This is a genomic window from Arthrobacter sp. FW306-1B-F12A (genome assembly GCF_058781865.1).
In genome coordinates this window covers 232,681-251,163 of record NZ_JBYSXD010000001.1, presented here as the reverse complement: position 1 = coordinate 251,163, position 18,483 = coordinate 232,681, and the positions used below count along the sequence as shown (strand labels likewise).

Genomic DNA, 18,483 nt, shown 5'->3' with positions numbered 1-18,483 from the left:
GGCCGGGAATGGGACGAGCTGCTGGCCCGCGACACCGACGGGTCCCTGGTGAAAATCATGAACGAAACCGTCGACGGGGACTACCAGACCTACAAGGCCGAATCCGGCGGGTTCGTCCGCGAACACTTCTTCGGGAAAACCCCGGCCACCAAGGACATGGTCGCGGACCTGGACGACAACCAGATCTGGAACCTCAAACGCGGCGGCCACGACTACCGCAAGGTCTACGCCGCGTACAAGGCCGCGGTCGAGTTCAAGGGCAAACCCACCGTGATCCTGGCCAAGACCGTCAAGGGCTACGGACTCGGACCCCACTTCGAGGGCCGCAACGCGACCCACCAAATGAAGAAACTCACCATGGAAGACCTCAAGGCCTTCCGCGACCACCTGCGCATCCCCATCACCGACGAGCAGCTCGACACCGACCTGTACCGTCCCCCGTACTACCACCCCGGCATGGACGCCCCGGAAATCCGGTACATGATGGACCGCCGCGCGGCCCTGGGCGGTGCGGTGCCCGAACGCCGCAGCACCCACACCCCCGTGACCCTGCCCGAGGCCAAGTCCTACGAGGTCGCCAAGCGCGGCTCCGGCAAGCAGCAGGCCGCCACCACCATGGCGTTCGTGAGGCTCCTGAAGGACCTCATGCGGGACAAGAACTTCGGCAAACGCTTCGTCCCGGTCGTCCCGGACGAATCGCGGACCTTCGGCATGGACGCGTTCTTCCCGACCGCGAAGATCTACAACCCCAAGGGCCAGAACTACCTCTCCGTGGACCGGGACCTCGTCCTGGCCTACAAGGAATCCCCCATGGGCCAGCTCATCCACCCCGGCATCAACGAAGCCGGCGCCGTCGCGGCCTTCACCGCCGCCGGCACCGCCTACGCCACCCACGGCGAACCCCTCGTGCCGATCTACGTGTTCTACTCCATGTTCGGCTTCCAACGCACCGGCGACGCCTTCTGGGCCGCCGCGGACCAAATGACCCGCGGCTTCATCATCGGCGCCACCGCAGGACGGACCACCCTCACCGGCGAAGGACTCCAGCACGCCGACGGACACTCCCCCATCCTGGCCTCCACCAACCCCGCCGTCCTCACCTACGACCCCGCCTACGGCTACGAAATCGGACACATCATCCGCGACGGCCTCGAACGCATGTACGGCCCGGACTCCGCCGACCGGAACTTGATGTACTACCTCACCGTGTACAACGAACCGATCAGCCAGCCCGCCGAACCGGAAAACCTCGACACCGAGGGCCTCCTGAAGGGCATCTACCTGCTCGCCCCCGCGAAAACCGACGGTCCCCGCGCGCAGCTCCTGGCCTCCGGCGTCTCGGTCCCCTGGGCCCTGGAAGCCCAGAAAGTCCTCGCCCAGGACTGGGGAGTCTCCGCCGACGTCTGGTCCGTGACCTCCTGGAACGAACTCCGACGCGACGGACTCGCCGCCGAAGAACACGCCTTCCTGAACCCCGGCGACGAACCCCGCACCCCCTTCGTCGCCCAGCAACTCGCCGGCGCCACCGGACCGGTCATCGCCGTCACCGACTACATGAAAGCCGTCCCGGACCAGATCCGCCAATTCATCCCCAACGAATTCGCCTCCCTCGGCGCCGACGGATTCGGATTCTCCGACACCCGCCAAGCCGCACGCCGCTTCTTCAAAAACGACACCCACTCCATCGTCGTGAAGACCCTGCAACTGCTCGCCCGCCGAGGCGAAGTTGACGCACAGGCGGCGGCCCAGGCAATCGAGAAGTACAGTCTCCTCGATGTCAACGCCGGCACCACCGGCGGGGCAGGCGGCGAAAGCTAAGCCTCCAGCGAAGCACAACGAACCCAAGCAACATCTCGACGGCGGTCCACACCGAAAGGTGCGGTCCGCCGTCGGGCTTTAACACCCGGCTTCAACAATCGCCACAAAGCAGCAAACGGCGCTGCCATCGCGTGACGCGCGCCAATCTCAGTTGTAGCCTTCGCACAAATGGAGCTTGTGGATGATGCGCCGTATGCTCAAGGAATGGCAGAGCCGATTCAAACCCCCGCGAAACGCAAAGCGGCCGCGCGCACGGTAACACCGGAAAAGGCGGAGACACTCAAGCGGCTCCGCGCCAATGTGGGGCAGCTGTCCACCACCACCATGCGCAAGCTTGAGAAATCGCTGCCCTGGTACAGCCGGCTGAGCTCCGACGAACGTTCAGCCTTGGGCCTGGTAGCCCAAAATGGAATCGCGGCCTTCGTGACGTGGTACGAGCGGCCGAGCTCGCCGTCGTGGATCCTGACGGACGTCTTCGGGAATGCTCCCACCGAGCTGACCCGCTCCATCAGCCTGCAAAAGGCCCTCCAGTTGATCCGGATCGTCGTCGAGGTGGTGGAGGACCAGGTCCCGGTGATCGCGCCGGAAGCCGACCAACCGTCTTTGCGCGAAGCAGTCCTGCGCTATTCGCGGGAAGTGGCATTCGCCGCCGCGGATGTCTATGCGCGCGCCGCCGAGTCCCGCGGTTCCTGGGACACCAGGCTCGAAGCCCTGATTGTGGACGCCATCCTCCGGGGCGAGAATACCGATGCCCTTCGTTCCCGTATCGCCGCCCTCGGCTGGAAGGCCCAGGAGCGATTCACGGTGATGGTGGGAAACTCGCCGTCGGAACCAAGCGCAAGCTATGTGAGCGAGTTGCGCCGGACCGCCGGACGCTACGCTGAGGACGCACTGGTAGGCATCCAAGGCGACCGCCTCATCCTGATTCTGGGTGGCGTGCAAGACCGCGACACCGCGTATCTGAAACTCAGCGAACTTTTCGCCCCGGGCGCGGTGGTCTACGGACCCGAGGCCGGCTCCCTGTTGGAGGCAAGCAGCTCCGCCCAGGCGGCCTTTGCAGGGCTCACCGCTGCCAAGGCTTGGCCTTCGGCTCCGCGACCTGTAGCGGCGGACGATCTCCTCCCGGAACGGGTCGTCTCAGGCGACGACGCCGCCCGCCGTTCCCTCATCAAGAACATTTACCGGCCGCTGCTGGCCGCTTCAAACGGCCTTGTAGAGACCCTCGGCACCTATCTGGAACTCGGCCATTCCCTCGAAGCGACTGCCCGCGAGCTGTTCGTCCACGCGAACACCGTGCGGTATCGTCTCAAGCGCGTCTGCGACGTCACAGGGTGGGACCCGCTCCTCCCGCGGGAGGCTTTCGTACTCCAAACCGCACTGGTTGTGGGCAGGCTTTCGGCCCAGCCAAAGGCGACGTCGGAGCGTCACGGTACCCGATCCGCGGGTTGAACCGTTGTAGACTTCCTACAAACTGACCCAGTGAGCTTGGTGTACGCAAACACCAGTAGTTCACGCGGCAATTTGGAAAGCTGGTTACGTGCTTGCAATCGTCTGCCCTGGACAGGGCTCCCAGACCCCTGGATTTTTGGCCCCTTGGCTGGAGCTCCCTTCCGTAGAAGGCCATTTGGCCTCCCTGAGCGAAATCGCAGGCATCGACCTCAAGGCCCACGGCACCACCTCCGATGAAGAAACCATCAAGGACACCGCCGTCGCGCAGCCCTTGATCGTCGCCGCAGGGCTCGTGGCAGCGAAATCGCTGTTCGACGTCGAACTCAGTACCCTTCCGATCGTCCTTGCCGGCCACTCGGTCGGAGAGATCACGGCCTCGGCGCTTGCGGGTGTCCTGAGCGAGGAAGAAGCCATGACGTTCGTCCGCGAGCGTGCCAACAACATGGCCGCTGCCGCCGCCGTCACCCCCACCGGGATGAGTGCCGTCGTCGGCGGCGATCCGGCCGAAGTGCTTTCCGCTATTGAGGCCGCCGGCGCAACGCCGGCAAATGTCAACGGCGCAGGCCAGACCGTTGCGGCAGGCACGTTCGAACAGCTCCAGGCACTGGCTGACAACCCGCCGGCCAAAGCCAGGGTCATCCCGCTGAAGGTCGCCGGAGCATTCCATACTTCCCACATGGCTCCGGCCGTGAGCGCACTTGAAGCACTGCGGCCGTCCCTTAAGCCGCAGGCTCCCACGGTTCCGCTGCTCTCGAACTTCGACGGCCAGGAAGTCACCGACGGCGGCGCCGCCGTCGAAAGCCTGATCGCCCAGGTCTCGCGCCCGGTGCGTTGGGACCTGTGCATGGAGAACCTGGTCCAGCGCGGAGTCACTGGACTCATCGAACTGGCACCGGCCGGCACGCTTGCAGGCCTCGCCAAGCGCGGCATGCCGGGCGTGAAAACCGTTGCCGTCAAGACGCCGGATGATCTGTCCGCCGCACTTGCACTCTTCGCGGAATTGGAGGGAGACGCATGAGCGCCCCCGTACTCAAGCAGGCACCAAGGAACGAATACTCACGCGTTGTCGGCATCGGGGCATACCGCCCGGACATCATCGTCACGAACGACGACGTCTGCCAGTGGATCGATTCCTCGGACGAATGGATCCGCCAGCGCACGGGCATCGTGACCCGCCACCGCGCCGCGGCCGATGTCAGCGTCATCGACATGGCCGAGGGAGCTGCCCGCGAGGCGCTCAAGCAGGCTGGCATTGAGGCTTCCCAGCTCGGTGCCGTCATCGTCTCCACGGTCACGCACCCGTATGCCACGCCTTCCGCGGCTGCCGCCCTCACCGACCGTTTGGGCGCCACCCCGGCACCGGCTTTCGACATCTCCGCGGCATGCGCAGGCTACTGCTACGGAATTGCCCAGGGCGATGCCTTGGTCCGATCCGGCGCGGCTGAATACGTCCTTGTGGTCGGCGCCGAGAAGCTCTCCGACGTCATCGACAACCATGAGCGAACCATCTCTTTCCTTCTGGGCGATGGCGCCGGTGCGGTTGTCATCGGCCCGTCCGATACGCCCGGTATTGCCCCGTCTGTCTGGGGATCCGATGGCAGCAAGTGGAACGCGATCGGCATGACGCATTCCCTCGACGAAGTGCGCCACCTTGGCGAGACAGCCCGCCATTCGGACGAATCCGACGATCAGGCCATTATTTCCGCAGCGCAGGATGTCTGGCCGACGCTCCGCCAGGACGGCCAGACGGTCTTCCGTTGGGCCGTCTGGGAAATGGCGAAAGTTGCCCAGCAAGCCCTCGATGCCGCAGGGATCGAAGCCTCGGACCTGGCGGCGTTTGTCCCCCACCAAGCCAACATGCGGATCATCGACGAGATGGTCAAGAAGCTCAAACTTCCCGAAACCGTGGTGGTCGCCCGGGACATCGCTGAGGCGGGAAACACTTCTGCCGCCTCCATTCCGCTGGCCACGCACCGACTCCTCAAGGAGAACCCGGAACTCAGCGGTGGCCTTGCCTTGCAGATCGGCTTCGGTGCCGGTCTTGTGTTTGGCGCCCAGGTAATCGTTCTTCCGTAATTTCGGACCGCGCCTACCTTCAATTGAATAGTGCTTTGAAACCCAAGCCGTAACCGCGGTTTGCCCCCATTTCCGGCAATAGCCGGCACAACAAGAAAAGGAGCCAACAATGGCTAGCAACGAAGAAATCCTGGCCGGCCTGGCTGAAATCGTGAACGAAGAGACCGGCCTCGCCACCGAAGCCGTGGAGCTGGACAAGTCCTTCACCGAGGACCTGGACATCGACTCCATCTCCATGATGACCATCGTCGTCAACGCTGAAGAGAAGTTCGGCGTGCGCATCCCGGACGAAGAGGTCAAGAACCTCAAGACCGTCGGCGACGCCGTCAACTTCATCTCGAACGCACAGGCCTAGCCTGGCCTCAACTGTGCCGGACTTCGGGTGCGCCCTGTTGCATCCGAAGCCCGGCACAGCTGCTATATCTCCCAGAGTTTTTTCCTGCCTCCCCAGTGAGAACAGCACGTGGGTTGGCTGATCCGACAGAGAGTGATCTCATGGCACGCAAAGTAGTCATAACCGGTCTGGGCGCCACAACGCCCATCGGCGGCGACGTCCCCACGATGTGGAAGAACGCGCTCAAAGGGGTCTCCGGTGCCCACACACTCGAGGACGAGTGGGTTGCCAAGTATGACCTTCCGGTCCACTTTGCCGCCCGGTGCTCGACGCCGGCCCTCGAAGTTCTGAGCCGCGTTGAAGCCAAGCGCATGGACCCGTCCACGCAGTTCGGTGTCATCGCCGCCCGCGAGGCCTGGGCAGATTCCGGTATCACCGAAATCGACCACGACCGCCTTGCCGTGGCTTTCGCCACGGGCATCGGCGGTGTCTGGACGCTCCTGGACGCTTGGGACACGCTGAGGGAAAAGGGCCCCCGCCGGGTCCTTCCCATGACGGTCCCCATGCTCATGCCGAACGGCGTCGCCGCCGCTGTCAGCCTTGACCTTGGTGCCCGCGCCGGTGCGCACACCCCCGTTTCTGCTTGCGCTTCCGGCACGGAGGCGATGCACCTCGGCCTGGACCTCATCCGCTCGGGCAAGGCCGACGTCGTCGTGTGCGGTGGCGCCGAAGCTGCCATCCACCCGATGCCGCTCGCCGCGTTTTCCTCGATGCAGGCCCTTTCCCGCCGCAATGACGATCCGGAGCACGCATCGCGGCCATATGACCGCGACCGCGACGGCTTCGTCATGGGTGAAGGCGCCGGCGCCCTGGTCCTCGAGGCCGAAGAGCACGCGATCGCCCGCGGAGCGCGCATCTACGCCGAGCTCGCCGGTACATCGGTCACGGCCGACGCCTACCACATCACGGCACCGGACCCGGAAGGCCTGGGCGCAACCCGGGCTTTGAAGGCCGCCATGTTCGATGGCCGCATCCAGGCCGAGGACGTGGTGCACGTCAACGCCCACGCCACCTCGACGCCTGTCGGTGACAAGCCCGAGTACACGGCGCTCCGTGCCGCGCTGGGCGCTCACGTCGACAATGTGGCAGTCTCTGCCACCAAGTCGCAGATGGGCCACTTGTTGGGCGCTTCAGGGGCCGTGGAAGCAGTGCTGACGGTCCTCGCCGTCTACGAACGCCAGGCTCCGTTGACCATCAACCTCGAGAACCAGGATCCGGAGATCCCGCTCGACGTCGTCACTTCGGCACGCACTCTGCCCGCCGGTGACATCGTCGCCTTGAGCAACTCCTTCGGTTTCGGCGGCCACAACGCCGTCATCGCCATCCGCAACGTCTGACAGTCGCTGCCGGTTCGAGGCACAAGCTACGCACAAGAGGAGGGCCCCACCACGGTGGGGCCCTCCTCTTGTGCTATGGAAAAACTGTCTTCGGGAACTTTGTTCCCTGGCCGGGCTAGTGTTCCCCGACCGGCATGGTGTTCCCTAACCGACCTGGTGGAGCCAACGCACGGGAGCGCCTTCGGCGGCATGCCGGAACGGCTCGAGCTCTTCGTCCCAGGCCTCACCGAGCGCCAAGGAAAGCTCGTGGTAGACGGCGGCGGGATCTCCAGCCGCCGACTCGTAGGCGTAGCGGATGCGGTCCTCTGTCACCATGATGTTGCCGTGGACATCGGTGACGGCATGGAAGATACCCAGCTCCGGTGTGTGCGACCAGCGCGCGCCGTCCACGCCTTGACTGGGCTCCTCGGTCACTTCGTAGCGAAGGTGCGCCCACCCTCGCAGTGCCGAAGCCAGTTGGGCGCCCGTTCCGGGGACTCCTACCCAAGAGAGCTCGGCGCGGAACATTCCGGGCGCGGCAGGTTGAGGGGTCCACTCAAGATCGGTCCGCTTGTCAACGACCGATCCGATGGCCCACTCGACGTGAGGGCACAACGCAGTAGGGGCCGAATGCACAAACAGGACACCGCGGGTTATTGCAACAGACATTCCATCCTCCATAGCTGTAGGTACGTCTTCCCCAACGACCTCTGCCTGGATGAAATTTTGCTGCGCGGGTGCCGCGCCGTTCCGGTTTCCCTACCTATCTATGATTTTTTCCGCAGCGGAAGAACGTTCAAGTTTAGGTTGAAAGTTTCCCCACAGTGCTTTCATTTTGCCGTACGGACCGGAATTACGCCAGTGCGATTCACGGACGAGCGGATTTCCTTCCTCGGGACTCATCGAAGTGTTGCACGGTTTCCGGGTCTCTAAGCACGGGGATGGGCTTGCTGATAGCTCTTGCGAAGCCTGTCCACCGACACATGGGTGTAAATCTGGGTTGTTGCGAGGCTGCTGTGTCCCAGAATTTCCTGCACGGCACGCAGGTCCGCCCCGCCGTCGAGCAGATGGGTGGCGGCAGTGTGGCGCAGCGCGTGGGGTCCGGTCGCGGCGGTATCCCCCAAGGCGGCCAGCAGGTCGTTGACGACGCTGCGGGCCTGGCGCTGATCGATGCGGTTGCCCCGTGAACTGAGAAAAAGTGCCGGTCCGCTACGCTCATTTGCGAGCCGTGGCCGGCCGCGGCGGAGCCAGTCGTCGACGGCGAGCGCAGCCGGTACCCCGTAGGGCACCGTCCGCTCCTTGTTGCCCTTGCCGAGCACGCGAAGAGTCCGGCGGTCCGGATCGAGATCATCGATGTCCAGGCCGGCAAGCTCGCCGACGCGGATTCCGGTGGCATAGAGCAATTCGACGACGGCGCGGTTTCTCAACGGCATCGGAGAGCCATCCGCGGCTGCCTCTGACAGGTTCTCGAAGATCCTCGAGACCTGCTGCTGGTGAAGGACCCCAGGGAGCGTGTGGTCCCGTTTGGGGGCCTGAAGGCGAAGAGCAGGGTCTGAGGCGATGAGTTCTTCCCGAAGGGCCCAGGAAGTGAACGCTCGGGCCGTCGCGGCGTGCCGGGCGAGTGTTGCCCTGGACCGGCCGGATTCGCTTTGTGCCCCCAGCCAACGCCGGAGGGTGCCGAGCTCCAGGTCTGCGAGCTCCCCCACGCCCTCCGCGGCAGCGAAGCGCAGCAGGCTCTCCACGTCAGCGATGTAGGCCCTCACCGTGTGGGCGGACCGGGCCCGCTCGCTGTCGAGGTAACGCCGGAAGTCCTCGACGGACCCGGCGAGCGCTAAGGGGAGCGGATTCTCTTGCACCCTTCCACTGTGCCAGCCGAGGGGCCGGACGGCCGGCATCGCCACGTTCCGTGCGGGAGCCGGCCAAGGTCCGGGCTCGTGTGATCCCACCAGGCCCGCACGGCACTCCCCCTCAATATCTCTTCCCGGACCTCTTCCACGCGCCGCTCATTGATACCGCCAACCCCAACAGGCCTAGGCGTCCAAGACCCGCCCTGACGGACTCGGGGCTGAGTCCTGCCACAACCGCGAGCTTCTCCACGGAGCTCGTCGAACGGACCGGCAGGGCATCGAGCAAGATCAGGTCCTCAAGCGTGAGTCCATCGTGGTCCGAGGCAGCGGTTTCCTTGTCCTCGACAAGAGACTCACCGCTCGATCCCGCCAGTTCCGCGATTTCGCCGATATCCGTGACGCAGACCGCCCCGCCATCCCTGAGGAGCCGATGGCAGCCTGCGGAGTTGGCACTACGGATGGACCCCGGGACAGTGGCGACGGCCCTGCCGATGGATTCAGCATGATGGGCCGTATTCAGCGCACCCGAACGCCATCGCGCTTCCACCACGACGGTCACGGCCGCCAAAGCGGCGATAATCCTGTTTCGCTGAAGAAACCTGTAACGCGTGGGCGCCGAGCCCGGGGGAACCTCCGCAATGACCGCCCCTTGGTTCGCCACGGCACGCAGCAGATCCTCGTTTCCGGATGGATAGTATCGGTCCACGCCCCCGGCCATCACAGCGATGGTCGGCATGTCGCCGGCGCCCCCGGCCAAGGCACCGCGGTGTGCATGGGCGTCGATCCCGTACGCGCCTCCGGAGACGACGGTGCAGCCGCGCTGACCCAGCCCGTAGGCGAAGTCGCCCGTTACGGAGGCCCCGTAGCTGGTGCTATCCCGTGAGCCGACAAGGGCCACGACCCGCTTTACGGGTGGGAACTCCACTTCGTGTCCCCGCCACCACAAGCACAGCGGTTCATGGAGGCCCAGATCTGCCAACTGCACGGGCCATAGCGGGTCGCCAGGGATGACCATACGGCCGCCGAGGCGTTGCATGGTGGCAAGATCACGTTCCGGGGCAAGGTCCGGGATCCTTGGCGCCCACCGCCGTAGTGCAGCAGCCAATCCGGCCCCCGGGTTGGAAACCCCGCTGTCAACCAACAAGGAAGCCACTTCCTGCTCAAGCCCGGGCCCGGGAGCGAGCTCGCCGGTCGCGATTTTGAGACCGTCAACGGCCCCGGCAGCCTTGACCAGGGCGAGCCCGGCCGCATCTTGCGGTTCCATCAGCCGCGACAGTGCTGCCCGGGCCAGGCGTTCCCTTTTTCGCTGCGGAGCGTCCGTGGTGAGCTGCTGGCCGTGTTCAGTCATGGAGTGTCCTTTCATGCGGCCGCGACCGCCTGCCGCAAGCCAAGGGCCTGCCCGATGTCGTCGCTGTGGGGTTGGTCCCTGTGGCCTAGGTCCGCGAGGGTCCAGGCGAGACGCAGAACGCGGTCGTAGCCTCTCGCCGTGAGGATTCCGCGCTCCAAGGAGGTATCCAGAATCTTCGTGGTCGCGGAAGGGAGGCGCAGTTCTCCGCGCAGTACACGGCCGGGAACCTGCGAATTGGTTTCCATCCCGAGACTCCCCAGGCGTTGACGCTGCCGTGAACGTGCGGCTTGGACCCTCGATGCGACGGTGGCGGTGTCTTCTTCCGCGCCGGATTGGCCGAAGTCCGCGAGGGAAACACGTTCCACCTGGAGCTGGATGTCCACCCTGTCCAGCAGCGGCCCGGACATGCGCCCGAAGTAGCGGCGCCGCATCACCGGAGTGCAGGTGCAGTCGACTCCCTTGCCGGTCGCTTTCCCGCAAGGGCAGGGATTCGCCGCGAGGACCAGTTGGAAGCGTGCCGGATATGCGGCGGTTCCGGCCGAGCGATGAATGACCAGCTCTCCGCTTTCCAGAGGTTGCCGCAAGGCGTCCAGGACCCGGCGTTCATACTCGGGCGCCTCGTCCAGGAACAAGACGCCACGGTGCGCCCGTGATGCCGCCCCGGGCCGCGGCAGGCCGGAACCACCGCCGATGATCGCTGCCGCGGTGGCGCTGTGATGGGGATTCTCAAAGGGCGGCCGGCGCAACAGCCGTACCGAATCAACATGGACAGCCGAAAGCGAATGGATCGCCGTGACCTCCATGGCTTCCTGGTCCCCCAAATCAGGCAAGAGTCCCGGGAGCCGCTCGGCAAGCATCGTCTTGCCGGCACCGGGCGGACCGCAAAGCAGCACATGATGTGCCCCGGCTGCCGCAACCTCCAAGGCGCGGCGGGCATCGCCCTGCCCCGAGACATCACAAAGATCCGGAACAACAGCGGCAGCGGCGTCCTGATCCCCTGCGACCTCGCCGTCGGCCGGGTCGTAATCGAGGGCCAGGTCCTGCGGGTTGGCCCCGAAATCAAACGCAAGACGAGCCAGGGTCTTGTAGCCACGGACCACCGCCCCGGGTACCAACTCGGCCTCGGCGACGTTGGCGTGGGCCACAACAATCTTGGGGTGGCCTGCTTGAACAGCCGCCATGACCGCCGGCAAGATGCCGCGAACGGGCCTCAACCTGCCATCCAGTCCCAACTCGGAAATGAAGACTGTGTCTTCTGTGGAACGGATATCGCCCGCGGCGCGCAATACTGCCATGGTGATCGCGAGGGCAAAAGCGTAAAATGACGTTTATGGAAAAACCCCAGAAAACCAGGGCAGCAATCTACTGCCGCATCTCCAGCGACCGGGAAGGCCTGGAACTAGGCGTCGAACGGCAGGAGCGGGACTGCCGTACCCTAGCGGCGCGTCTCGGTCTAGAAGTTGCCCGGGTGTTCGTGGAGAACGACACGGGAGCCTCGACTAAGTCTAAGAAGCCCCGTCCGCTTTACAAGGAGATGATTGAGGGCGCGCGTGCCGGCCGGTACGGGGCTATCCTCGCGTATTCCAACTCTCGCCTCACACGACGGCCGATGGAGAACGAAGAGCTGATCCAGCTCTATGAGGCAGCCGGCACGGCGATACACACCGTGGTATCGGGCGACTACGACCTCGCCACGGCGGACGGTGTATTCAAGGCGCGAATTTACGCTGCTGCGGACGCGGCAGAGGCCGAGCGCACCGCCGAGCGCGTCAAGAGGGCGAAGGCCGACTCGGTGGTAAAGGGCGAGTGGCGCGGCGGACGCCGTCCCTTCGGTTACGAGGCAGACGGCGTGACCATTCGCCCCGACGAGGCCGAAGCGCTGGAGCGCGCGGCTGACGCGATCATCGCGGGGCGAAGTCTCTCCGCAGTCGCCCGAGACATCCAGGCTTCCGGCCTCACGACTGCGTCAAAGAAGGCCCGACCGATGGATTCAATTGCGCTGCGGAACATCCTGCTCCGACCGCGTAACGCGGGGTTGATGGAGGTCAAGGGGGAGATCACCGGACAAGCCCAGTGGCCAGCCGCCATTCCGGAGGATAAATGGCTCGCGCTCCGGGGCATTCTCACCGACCCCGCGCGGAGGACGCAGACGGGATCGGAGAGGCGCTGGCTCGGCTCCGGTCTCTTCCGCTGTGGAACACCGGGCTGCGGTGGAGTCGTTCGCGGGGCAACGACGTCCGGCGGGGGCAGGGTAAAACGGCTCGTCTATCGCTGCAAGTCCGCAGGAGGGCACGTCAACCGCGACATGATCTACACCGACGCTTTCGTGCTGGAGGTCATCGCGGCCTACCTCCGTCGAGAAGCCCCCGCGCTACGGGCAAGGATGACGGTGAGCGCTCCGCACGTGAAGGACGTGGAGCGGCTGCGGGGGGACCTTAGAGGCTACCGGGAGCGCCTGACCCAGCTACCGGACGACTACGCTCTAGGTCTGCTCGACGGGCAGCAGGTCAAGGCCACGACGACTCGACTCGACGGGCTGATCAAGGACGCAGAGCAGCAGCTAGGCGCGCTGACCACCGGCAACGTACTGGCCGAGACGCTAGCAGCCACCGACCCCGGGCAGCAGTTCCTCGACGCGGACCTTGACCGCCAGCGCGCCATTATCGACGCGCTCGCCGTCGTTACTATCCAGCCAGCGCGGCGTGGACGGCCGCAGGGGCATGTGCCCGGGAAGCCGTATTTTGACCCGGAATTCATTGACGTGGATTGGAAATAATTACTCCGTAGCTAGATAGCAGATAAGTGTACTGGAAATAGACAATCGGTTACTGCTAAACGCTTTTGCGTACTAAGCTTTAGCTACAAGTTCATTTGCCTCATAAAACCGATCAGACCGAAAAACCGAAGGGGCTTTTTCGGAAGGTCGGTTTTTGTCGTGTCGCCATATCACTCTCCCCTCGATCCACAGATCCGCTTAGCACGCGCTGAGGTCGCGCGCGCTTCAAGGTCGTATAGCCACGCCGATCCGGAGAAGGTAGCCGCCGCGCGGCGTCTCCTAGAGAACAACCGGATCTTCAAGGCCCGAATCCTGGAAATCGTCGCGGCTGCTCCCCCGCTGACCCAGTCCCAGGTCGACGTGATCGCCGCGCTACTTCGCCCGACGGACGGTGAGTGATGATGGGGCAAAAAGATGGCCCCGGCGAGCAGATGAATTCCACCGGGGCCAACAGGACGGGCGAAGGAGACCTGACTACGGGTAGCCCAATCGCTGAAACCAACTTTACCCCCGGTAACGCTACGGCGCTTAGTACTGCGGAACTGGATATCATCACTGCCCCGGGGAATGCGCACCAATTCCACTGGAAGAGCGGCACCATAACGTGGGCGGGATTCCTCGAATGGCTGAGGAATCCGTCCGCTGTGAAGGAGTGCGGCGGATACGTCCTAGGCACCTTCTGCGAGACAAAGGGCCACAAGGGTGACCCGGAATGTGTCGGTCTGCACCGTATCCGCCTCGGAGTCGTCAGCCGAGGGGCGCTCACGCTGGACGTGGACAAGCCGACTCCGGACTTCCTCGACCGTGTGAAGGCGCTGCCGTTCGAGGTTGCGTGGCACACGACGTTCAATAGCACGAAGGACGCCCCGCGCTACCGGCTCATCATCAGGCTGGACCGCACGGTCAACCCAGCCGAGTACGCCGTCGCAGTGCGTGCCGTGAGGGTGATGCTGGCCACCGATCCCGACGACGACACGACCGACGACGAGCCGGAGCGCTTCATGTACAGGCCCTCGGGAGTGAACGGTAGCTACGCTTCAGGCGTGACCGAGGGGTCAGTTGCTCGGGTGGAGGATCTGCTGCTGCCGGACGACCCGTTCTTAGGGTTGGACAAGCCTAGCCTTCCCGATACGGCGTCCATCGTTGCCGGGGGTGCGTCAAGTGGTGAGCGCAACATCACCCTGTTCAAGTTGGCATGCCGTCTTCGTCGTGAGTACAACGATGACCGTGAGGCCGTCACAGCTGTGGTCCTCACTGCCGCTGCACGTTCAACGCCGGTGCTTCCAGAGGACGAGGCCCTCCGTTGTGTCGAGCAGGCCTTTCGACAGGACCACAGCGACACCGGCGAGCCGGACCGCGTCCACCACGGACAGCCACGAATGGCCTACAGGCTCGCCGCTGCCTACGGAGGCAAGCTCATGTACGTCAAGGGTCTCGGCTGGCTGGTGTGGGATGGCCGACGCTGGTCTTCGGACAAGAAGGACGCGGCCACCAAAGCGGTTCTCGATGTCCTCCGTCAGGCGCTCGACGAGGCAGGAGTCGGGGCCGGTAGTGAGAAGTCGCTACGCGCCGACGTGCTGAAGTGTGAGTCGGCAGCGGGCATCGCGGGTGTGCTGACCATCGCGTCCGCGCTGCCTGGTCTCCGCTTCTCCGTGGATGACCTCGACGCCGACCCCCATCTGCTCAACTGCGCCAACGGAACGCTCGACCTCCGCACACGGAAGCTCCGTCCGCACGACCCGGCAGACCGGATCACCAAAGTGGCTCGTGGTGCTTACGACCCCGACGCGGACACCGTCCGATGGGACGAATTCCTCGAACGTGTACTTCCCGAGGCGGATGATCGTGCCTACCTCCAGCGAGTCATTGGACAGGCCGTCTACGGACGCGTCAGGGAGCACCTGTTCCCCGTCCTGACGGGCACCGGCGCGAACGGCAAGGGTACGTTCTATGGTGCCGTCGTCAACGCCTTTGGCGACTACGCGCAGGTCATAGACCCGAAGCTCCTCATGGTGGAAGGCAAGAGTGGTGGACCGGAGATGATGGTCCTGCTGGGAGCTAGGCTCGTGGTCGGTTCCGAGACGGGAGACGGTCGCCGTCTCGATGGGACATTGATGAAGCGGCTCACTGGCGGCGACATGCTAACAGCGCGAAACCACTACCAGTCACCCGTGACGTGGCAGCCTAGCCACCAGATCGTCTACGTCACCAATCACAAGCCCGGAGTCGATGGCAACGACCATGCCATCTGGCGGCGAATAAGGGTGGTCCCGTTCGACGTCGTTATCCCCGAGGCGGAACGCGACCCGGAACTGGGTGAGCGACTGGAACTGTCTGCAGATGCAATCCTCACGTGGGCAGTCAAGGGATGGTTCGACTACGAGGCGAACGGAATGGCCGAGCCAGAGGACATCCGCAAGGCGACGGACAACTACCAGACCGAGTCCGACGCCGTGAAGAGGTTCATCTCCGAGAAATGCGACGTGGGGTCCGCTGCCCTTCACGCCACGAGCGGTGAGCTGTACGAGGCATGGAAGGTGTGGGCCGCTGGGGAAGGTGCCGAGTGGCTGAGCGACAAGGCGTTCTACAAGAAGCTGGACGATCGCGGCTACCCCGTCACAAGGAAGGTAAACGGAAAGTCCGAACGCTTCGGGATAGCCGTGAAAAAGAGTGAGTAGTGGTAGGTAGCGGTTGAAAGTAAACCTTCCCATGAGGGGATACAAGAAAAGTTACTGAGGACCGCTACCTACCGCTACTTCCCCCGCAATCTAGATGTTTTTCACCACGAAAGGAAAAGAAAAATGACCACAGCAACAAAGACCCGGAAGCTCGTGTGGACGTGCCACTACTGCCAGAAGCCCATCCCGGACGGCAAGCACGGCTACATCACCATTCAGTACTCGGATATCCGCCGAGTAGAGGAGGGGGCCAAAGCATTTGATGAGGCCCACCCTGATGGCTGGTACACCCTGACCGAATTGATCTCCGACTTTCCCGAACAAGCCGCATGGGTGGCCACACACTTTGACTGCGACCCGCACAGGGAAAAAGGAATGGACTACTGGTTCGACGTTGAGCGTGCCCGCACGCCCGAGGCCCTGCTCGACTGGACCCTCCATCTGATGGAGACGAAGGCGTGGCTGGAGCACACGGACTGGCCTGACTTCATCCGCAAACATCTGGCTGCGAACGGAAAGGTTTTGGGCGCATGACCCCCCTCGGCGTCGGCACGTCCATCCACGTTTTCCCCGACGGCCCGCGTTTGGCCCACAGGATGCACGCGATTCTGGATTCCCCCTGCGGCGACTGTGTCCCGATCATGTCGATCCAGAGAGCGGAGGGCGGATTCCTGGTCGAAATCACCCACGCCGCTAACTGCCCAAAAGGAAGGAAATAGAAATGGCGATTCACAACAGTCACAGCGTCCAACTGAAGAGGCTAGCTGCCGCCAACGCGCGGAGAGCCGCCATCGCGAGAGCCAAGGCAGCAGCGATCAAGGCACGGAAGGACCGAAAGTGATGATCCGGACGGCTCCGCACGAGTACCAGAAAATCGCCTACGCAAAAGTGGGCGCACAGCCCATCTTGATCACCAGCCCGAGCGGTCTGGATTCCCCCGGTGTGGCCGTGACGGTGAATGGGGTGACCCGCGCCAGCCTGACCGCCGCTAACGCCCGTCGGCTGGTCGTAGCGCTTCTCGCAGCGCTGCCGTTACCACCCGAGGACGACGAGTTTACCCAGGGTAAACGATCTGAATAAATTTTTGATCCGTTTTTCCCGAGCGGATCAAACGGACGGATCCGGATATGACCGTAGCTTGCGAGTGGTCAAAGTCCTCACAGGATCCCACAGAAAGGAAATCATCATGAACGAGAACGAACCAACAGACGCCGACCGCTCCATAGAGCTGGTCGTAGGCAAAGACTGCGAATTCTGCACTCCCACGCGGAAGGTAATCGAAGTCAATAGCTTTGGCGCTCGATGCCTGGGCTTCGACCACGAACCGGGATGCGTATTTTTCATACTCGACGACTAACGGGTAAACTTGAAGCTACAACTGAATAGATCGAAAATCGAGCATAGCTCTTTTCGGCACAACCGCGATTCCCGTTTCGCCAGGGGAGCCGGCAACCGCCGCAGACTAAACGCTGCCGCCGCTGCCGCTCCGGTCTGACCATTCCGGATAGCCGCTGGACCTGAAAGTAGGACGCTCACGAAGGGCTGACAGCCCACGTCCACATCAAAAATCTGGGTCCGCAGACCGGATTATTCCAATGAGCACCATCGAAACTGCCCGCGCCGCTATGCGCGAGCTGAACATCAAAGCATCACGAATTCTCGACGACAAGTCGCTGACGAATGTCGAGAAGAAGCGTCAGCTCGACCGTGTCGAGGCCGACATAAAGACGCAGAACGACACCATCTCCCTGCACATGCAGGCCAAGCGAATGATGGCCGGGGCCGACAGCTTCAATGGCTCGTCTGCCGCGAACCATCCCGTCCTCGCCCGTCGTGGGGCGGTCGTGCCGTCCTTCGAAATCCCGGACGAAGCGCTGTTCGACGGCTTCAAGTCTCTCAAGGGAGGCGGTGGCGCTCGGTTCGAACTGGACGTCGTAACTAAGGATGCTGCGCAGAGTGTAGTTACTGAAGGGCAGATCCCTCCGCAGCTGATCGGACTCGTGGGTAAGCGATTTGAACCGACGCGCTTGCTCGATCTGTTCCCGACCACGCCGATGAGTGGTCCCTCTGTCGAATTCATCGTTCACTCGGCGAACTCTCAAGCGGCTGGCCCCGTAGCAGCAGGGGGCACGTATCCAGAAAACATCCTGACTACGACCCAGACAACGCTGATCGCACAAAAGCTGGCAGTTCAGACAGTAGTTCTTGACGAGCTTCTGGCCGACTTCGGATCGTTTCGCGATTACGTTTCTGTCGAGATCACTCGGCAGATGCAGGACGCCGAATCTAGCGCTCTGCTGAACGGATCAGGCACAGCGCCTCAGATTCGCGGTCTGCTCAACACCAGCGGCGTACTTACCCGCGCGGCTGCGTTCGGAACGAATGATCTGGACACGCTGAATCTTGCGATTGCAGATTTGCGGTCCGGCGCGCAATTCGTAGAGCCGGATTTGTTCATCATCCACCCGTCCACGTGGGCCTCAATCCGGACCATCAAGGACAGCTACGGTCACTACCTGCTCGGCAACCCAGCCGACGAAATCGTGCCTCAGCTGTGGGGCGTGCCTGTCGCACTGACGACGCAGATCGCAGCCGGGACCGGAATTTTGCTCAACACAGCGCTGGCAGTGACTGCTTTCATCAGGACCGGCGTAACGATCGAAATGACGAACCAGAGTGGCACTGATTTCCAGACGGGCTCCGTTCGCGTAAGGGCTGAGGAACGGCTGGCCCTCGGCGTCCAGCGCCCCCAAGCCGTCAACATCATCACCGGACTCTAAG

Annotated in this window: 16 protein-coding genes and 1 pseudogene; 13 read left to right on the top strand and 4 right to left on the bottom strand. The window is 63.5% G+C overall.

Translation table 11 applies throughout. The annotated features are described in order from the left end of the window. The 6 genes from AC3WJU_RS01225 to fabF all read left to right on the top strand — a co-directional run. A partial coding sequence (locus AC3WJU_RS01225) for a transketolase-like TK C-terminal-containing protein (RefSeq protein ID WP_492258939.1) occupies positions 1-1,818 on the top strand: 1,818 nt, incomplete at its 5' end. 204 nt (positions 1,819-2,022) lie between these two features. Next, the gene (locus AC3WJU_RS01220; RefSeq protein ID WP_059387754.1) at positions 2,023-3,267 is read left to right on the top strand and encodes a PucR family transcriptional regulator; all 1,245 of its coding nucleotides are present in this window, start codon (positions 2,023-2,025) and stop codon (positions 3,265-3,267) included. Between the two features lie 88 nt (positions 3,268-3,355). Then, positions 3,356-4,285 (top strand): ACP S-malonyltransferase, encoded by a 930-nt coding sequence (locus AC3WJU_RS01215; protein WP_059387753.1) that lies wholly within the window; start codon positions 3,356-3,358, stop codon positions 4,283-4,285. Further along, positions 4,282-5,343 (top strand): beta-ketoacyl-ACP synthase III, encoded by a 1,062-nt coding sequence (locus AC3WJU_RS01210; protein WP_284988322.1) that lies wholly within the window; start codon positions 4,282-4,284, stop codon positions 5,341-5,343. The genes AC3WJU_RS01215 and AC3WJU_RS01210 overlap by 4 nt, the downstream gene beginning before the upstream one ends. A gap of 109 nt (positions 5,344-5,452) precedes the next feature. Continuing rightward, entirely contained in the window at positions 5,453-5,698 is a 246-nt protein-coding gene (locus AC3WJU_RS01205; RefSeq protein WP_028267518.1) for an acyl carrier protein, read from the top strand. Between the two features lie 140 nt (positions 5,699-5,838). Next, positions 5,839-7,074, top strand: coding sequence for a beta-ketoacyl-ACP synthase II (gene fabF / locus AC3WJU_RS01200; RefSeq protein WP_241710849.1), 1,236 nt, complete (start codon positions 5,839-5,841; stop codon positions 7,072-7,074). Positions 7,075-7,218: 144 nt separating this feature from the next. On the opposite strand, the gene AC3WJU_RS01195 is transcribed toward fabF, so the two are convergent. The 4 genes and pseudogenes from AC3WJU_RS01195 to AC3WJU_RS01180 form a co-directional block, all read right to left on the bottom strand. Further along, positions 7,219-7,722 carry a DUF3145 domain-containing protein gene (locus AC3WJU_RS01195; protein WP_284988323.1) on the bottom strand — a complete coding sequence of 168 codons (504 nt, stop codon included), beginning with the start codon at positions 7,720-7,722 and terminating at the stop codon, positions 7,219-7,221. 260 nt (positions 7,723-7,982) lie between these two features. Then, complete coding sequence (locus AC3WJU_RS01190) at positions 7,983-8,948, bottom strand: tyrosine recombinase XerC (RefSeq protein WP_492258938.1); 966 nt, start codon at positions 8,946-8,948, stop codon at positions 7,983-7,985. 73 nt (positions 8,949-9,021) lie between these two features. Continuing rightward, entirely contained in the window at positions 9,022-10,248 is a 1,227-nt protein-coding gene (gene dprA / locus AC3WJU_RS01185; protein ID WP_492258937.1) for a DNA-processing protein DprA, read from the bottom strand. Positions 10,249-10,259: 11 nt separating this feature from the next. Beyond that, positions 10,260-11,561: pseudogene (locus AC3WJU_RS01180) on the bottom strand (YifB family Mg chelatase-like AAA ATPase); the annotation flags it as partial. Between the two features lie 17 nt (positions 11,562-11,578). Between AC3WJU_RS01180 and AC3WJU_RS01175 the strand changes: the two are divergent. The 7 genes from AC3WJU_RS01175 (at position 11,579) to AC3WJU_RS01145 (ending at position 18,482) form a co-directional block, all read left to right on the top strand. Beyond that, complete coding sequence (locus tag AC3WJU_RS01175; RefSeq protein ID WP_492258936.1) at positions 11,579-13,024, top strand: recombinase family protein; 1,446 nt, start codon at positions 11,579-11,581, stop codon at positions 13,022-13,024. 159 nt (positions 13,025-13,183) lie between these two features. Next, on the top strand, positions 13,184-13,423 hold the full coding sequence (locus tag AC3WJU_RS01170; RefSeq protein WP_492258935.1) for a hypothetical protein: 240 nt from the start codon (positions 13,184-13,186) through the stop codon (positions 13,421-13,423). After that, positions 13,423-15,702 (top strand): phage/plasmid primase, P4 family, encoded by a 2,280-nt coding sequence (locus AC3WJU_RS01165; protein ID WP_492258944.1) that lies wholly within the window; start codon positions 13,423-13,425, stop codon positions 15,700-15,702. The genes AC3WJU_RS01170 and AC3WJU_RS01165 overlap by 1 nt, the downstream gene beginning before the upstream one ends. Before the next feature lie 123 nt (positions 15,703-15,825). Further along, on the top strand, positions 15,826-16,236 hold the full coding sequence (locus AC3WJU_RS01160; protein WP_492258934.1) for a hypothetical protein: 411 nt from the start codon (positions 15,826-15,828) through the stop codon (positions 16,234-16,236). A gap of 303 nt (positions 16,237-16,539) precedes the next feature. Then, positions 16,540-16,782 (top strand): hypothetical protein, encoded by a 243-nt coding sequence (locus tag AC3WJU_RS01155; RefSeq protein ID WP_492258933.1) that lies wholly within the window; start codon positions 16,540-16,542, stop codon positions 16,780-16,782. Between the two features lie 106 nt (positions 16,783-16,888). Further along, positions 16,889-17,059 carry a hypothetical protein gene (locus AC3WJU_RS01150; RefSeq protein ID WP_492258932.1) on the top strand — a complete coding sequence of 57 codons (171 nt, stop codon included), beginning with the start codon at positions 16,889-16,891 and terminating at the stop codon, positions 17,057-17,059. 238 nt (positions 17,060-17,297) lie between these two features. Then, a complete protein-coding gene (locus tag AC3WJU_RS01145) occupies positions 17,298-18,482 on the top strand; it encodes a phage major capsid protein (protein WP_492258931.1) in 1,185 nt (394 codons plus the stop codon). Position 18,483: the final 1 nt, after the last annotated feature.

Excerpts from the sequence above, each read along its gene's own strand:
- AC3WJU_RS01220 (WP_059387754.1), top strand. The coding sequence starts at position 2,023 with ATGGCAGAGCCGATTCAAACCCCCGCGAAACGCAAAGCGGCCGCGCGC.
- AC3WJU_RS01210 (WP_284988322.1), top strand. The coding sequence starts at position 4,282 with ATGAGCGCCCCCGTACTCAAGCAGGCACCAAGGAACGAATACTCACGC.
- AC3WJU_RS01205 (WP_028267518.1), top strand. The coding sequence starts at position 5,453 with ATGGCTAGCAACGAAGAAATCCTGGCCGGCCTGGCTGAAATCGTGAAC.
- fabF (WP_241710849.1), top strand. The coding sequence starts at position 5,839 with ATGGCACGCAAAGTAGTCATAACCGGTCTGGGCGCCACAACGCCCATC.
- AC3WJU_RS01195 (WP_284988323.1), bottom strand. The coding sequence starts at position 7,722 with ATGTCTGTTGCAATAACCCGCGGTGTCCTGTTTGTGCATTCGGCCCCT.
- AC3WJU_RS01190 (WP_492258938.1), bottom strand. The coding sequence starts at position 8,948 with ATGCCGGCCGTCCGGCCCCTCGGCTGGCACAGTGGAAGGGTGCAAGAG.
- dprA (WP_492258937.1), bottom strand. The coding sequence starts at position 10,248 with ATGACTGAACACGGCCAGCAGCTCACCACGGACGCTCCGCAGCGAAAA.
- AC3WJU_RS01175 (WP_492258936.1), top strand. The coding sequence starts at position 11,579 with ATGGAAAAACCCCAGAAAACCAGGGCAGCAATCTACTGCCGCATCTCC.
- AC3WJU_RS01165 (WP_492258944.1), top strand. The coding sequence starts at position 13,423 with ATGATGGGGCAAAAAGATGGCCCCGGCGAGCAGATGAATTCCACCGGG.
- AC3WJU_RS01160 (WP_492258934.1), top strand. The coding sequence starts at position 15,826 with ATGACCACAGCAACAAAGACCCGGAAGCTCGTGTGGACGTGCCACTAC.
- AC3WJU_RS01150 (WP_492258932.1), top strand. The coding sequence starts at position 16,889 with ATGAACGAGAACGAACCAACAGACGCCGACCGCTCCATAGAGCTGGTC.
- AC3WJU_RS01145 (WP_492258931.1), top strand. The coding sequence starts at position 17,298 with ATGAGCACCATCGAAACTGCCCGCGCCGCTATGCGCGAGCTGAACATC.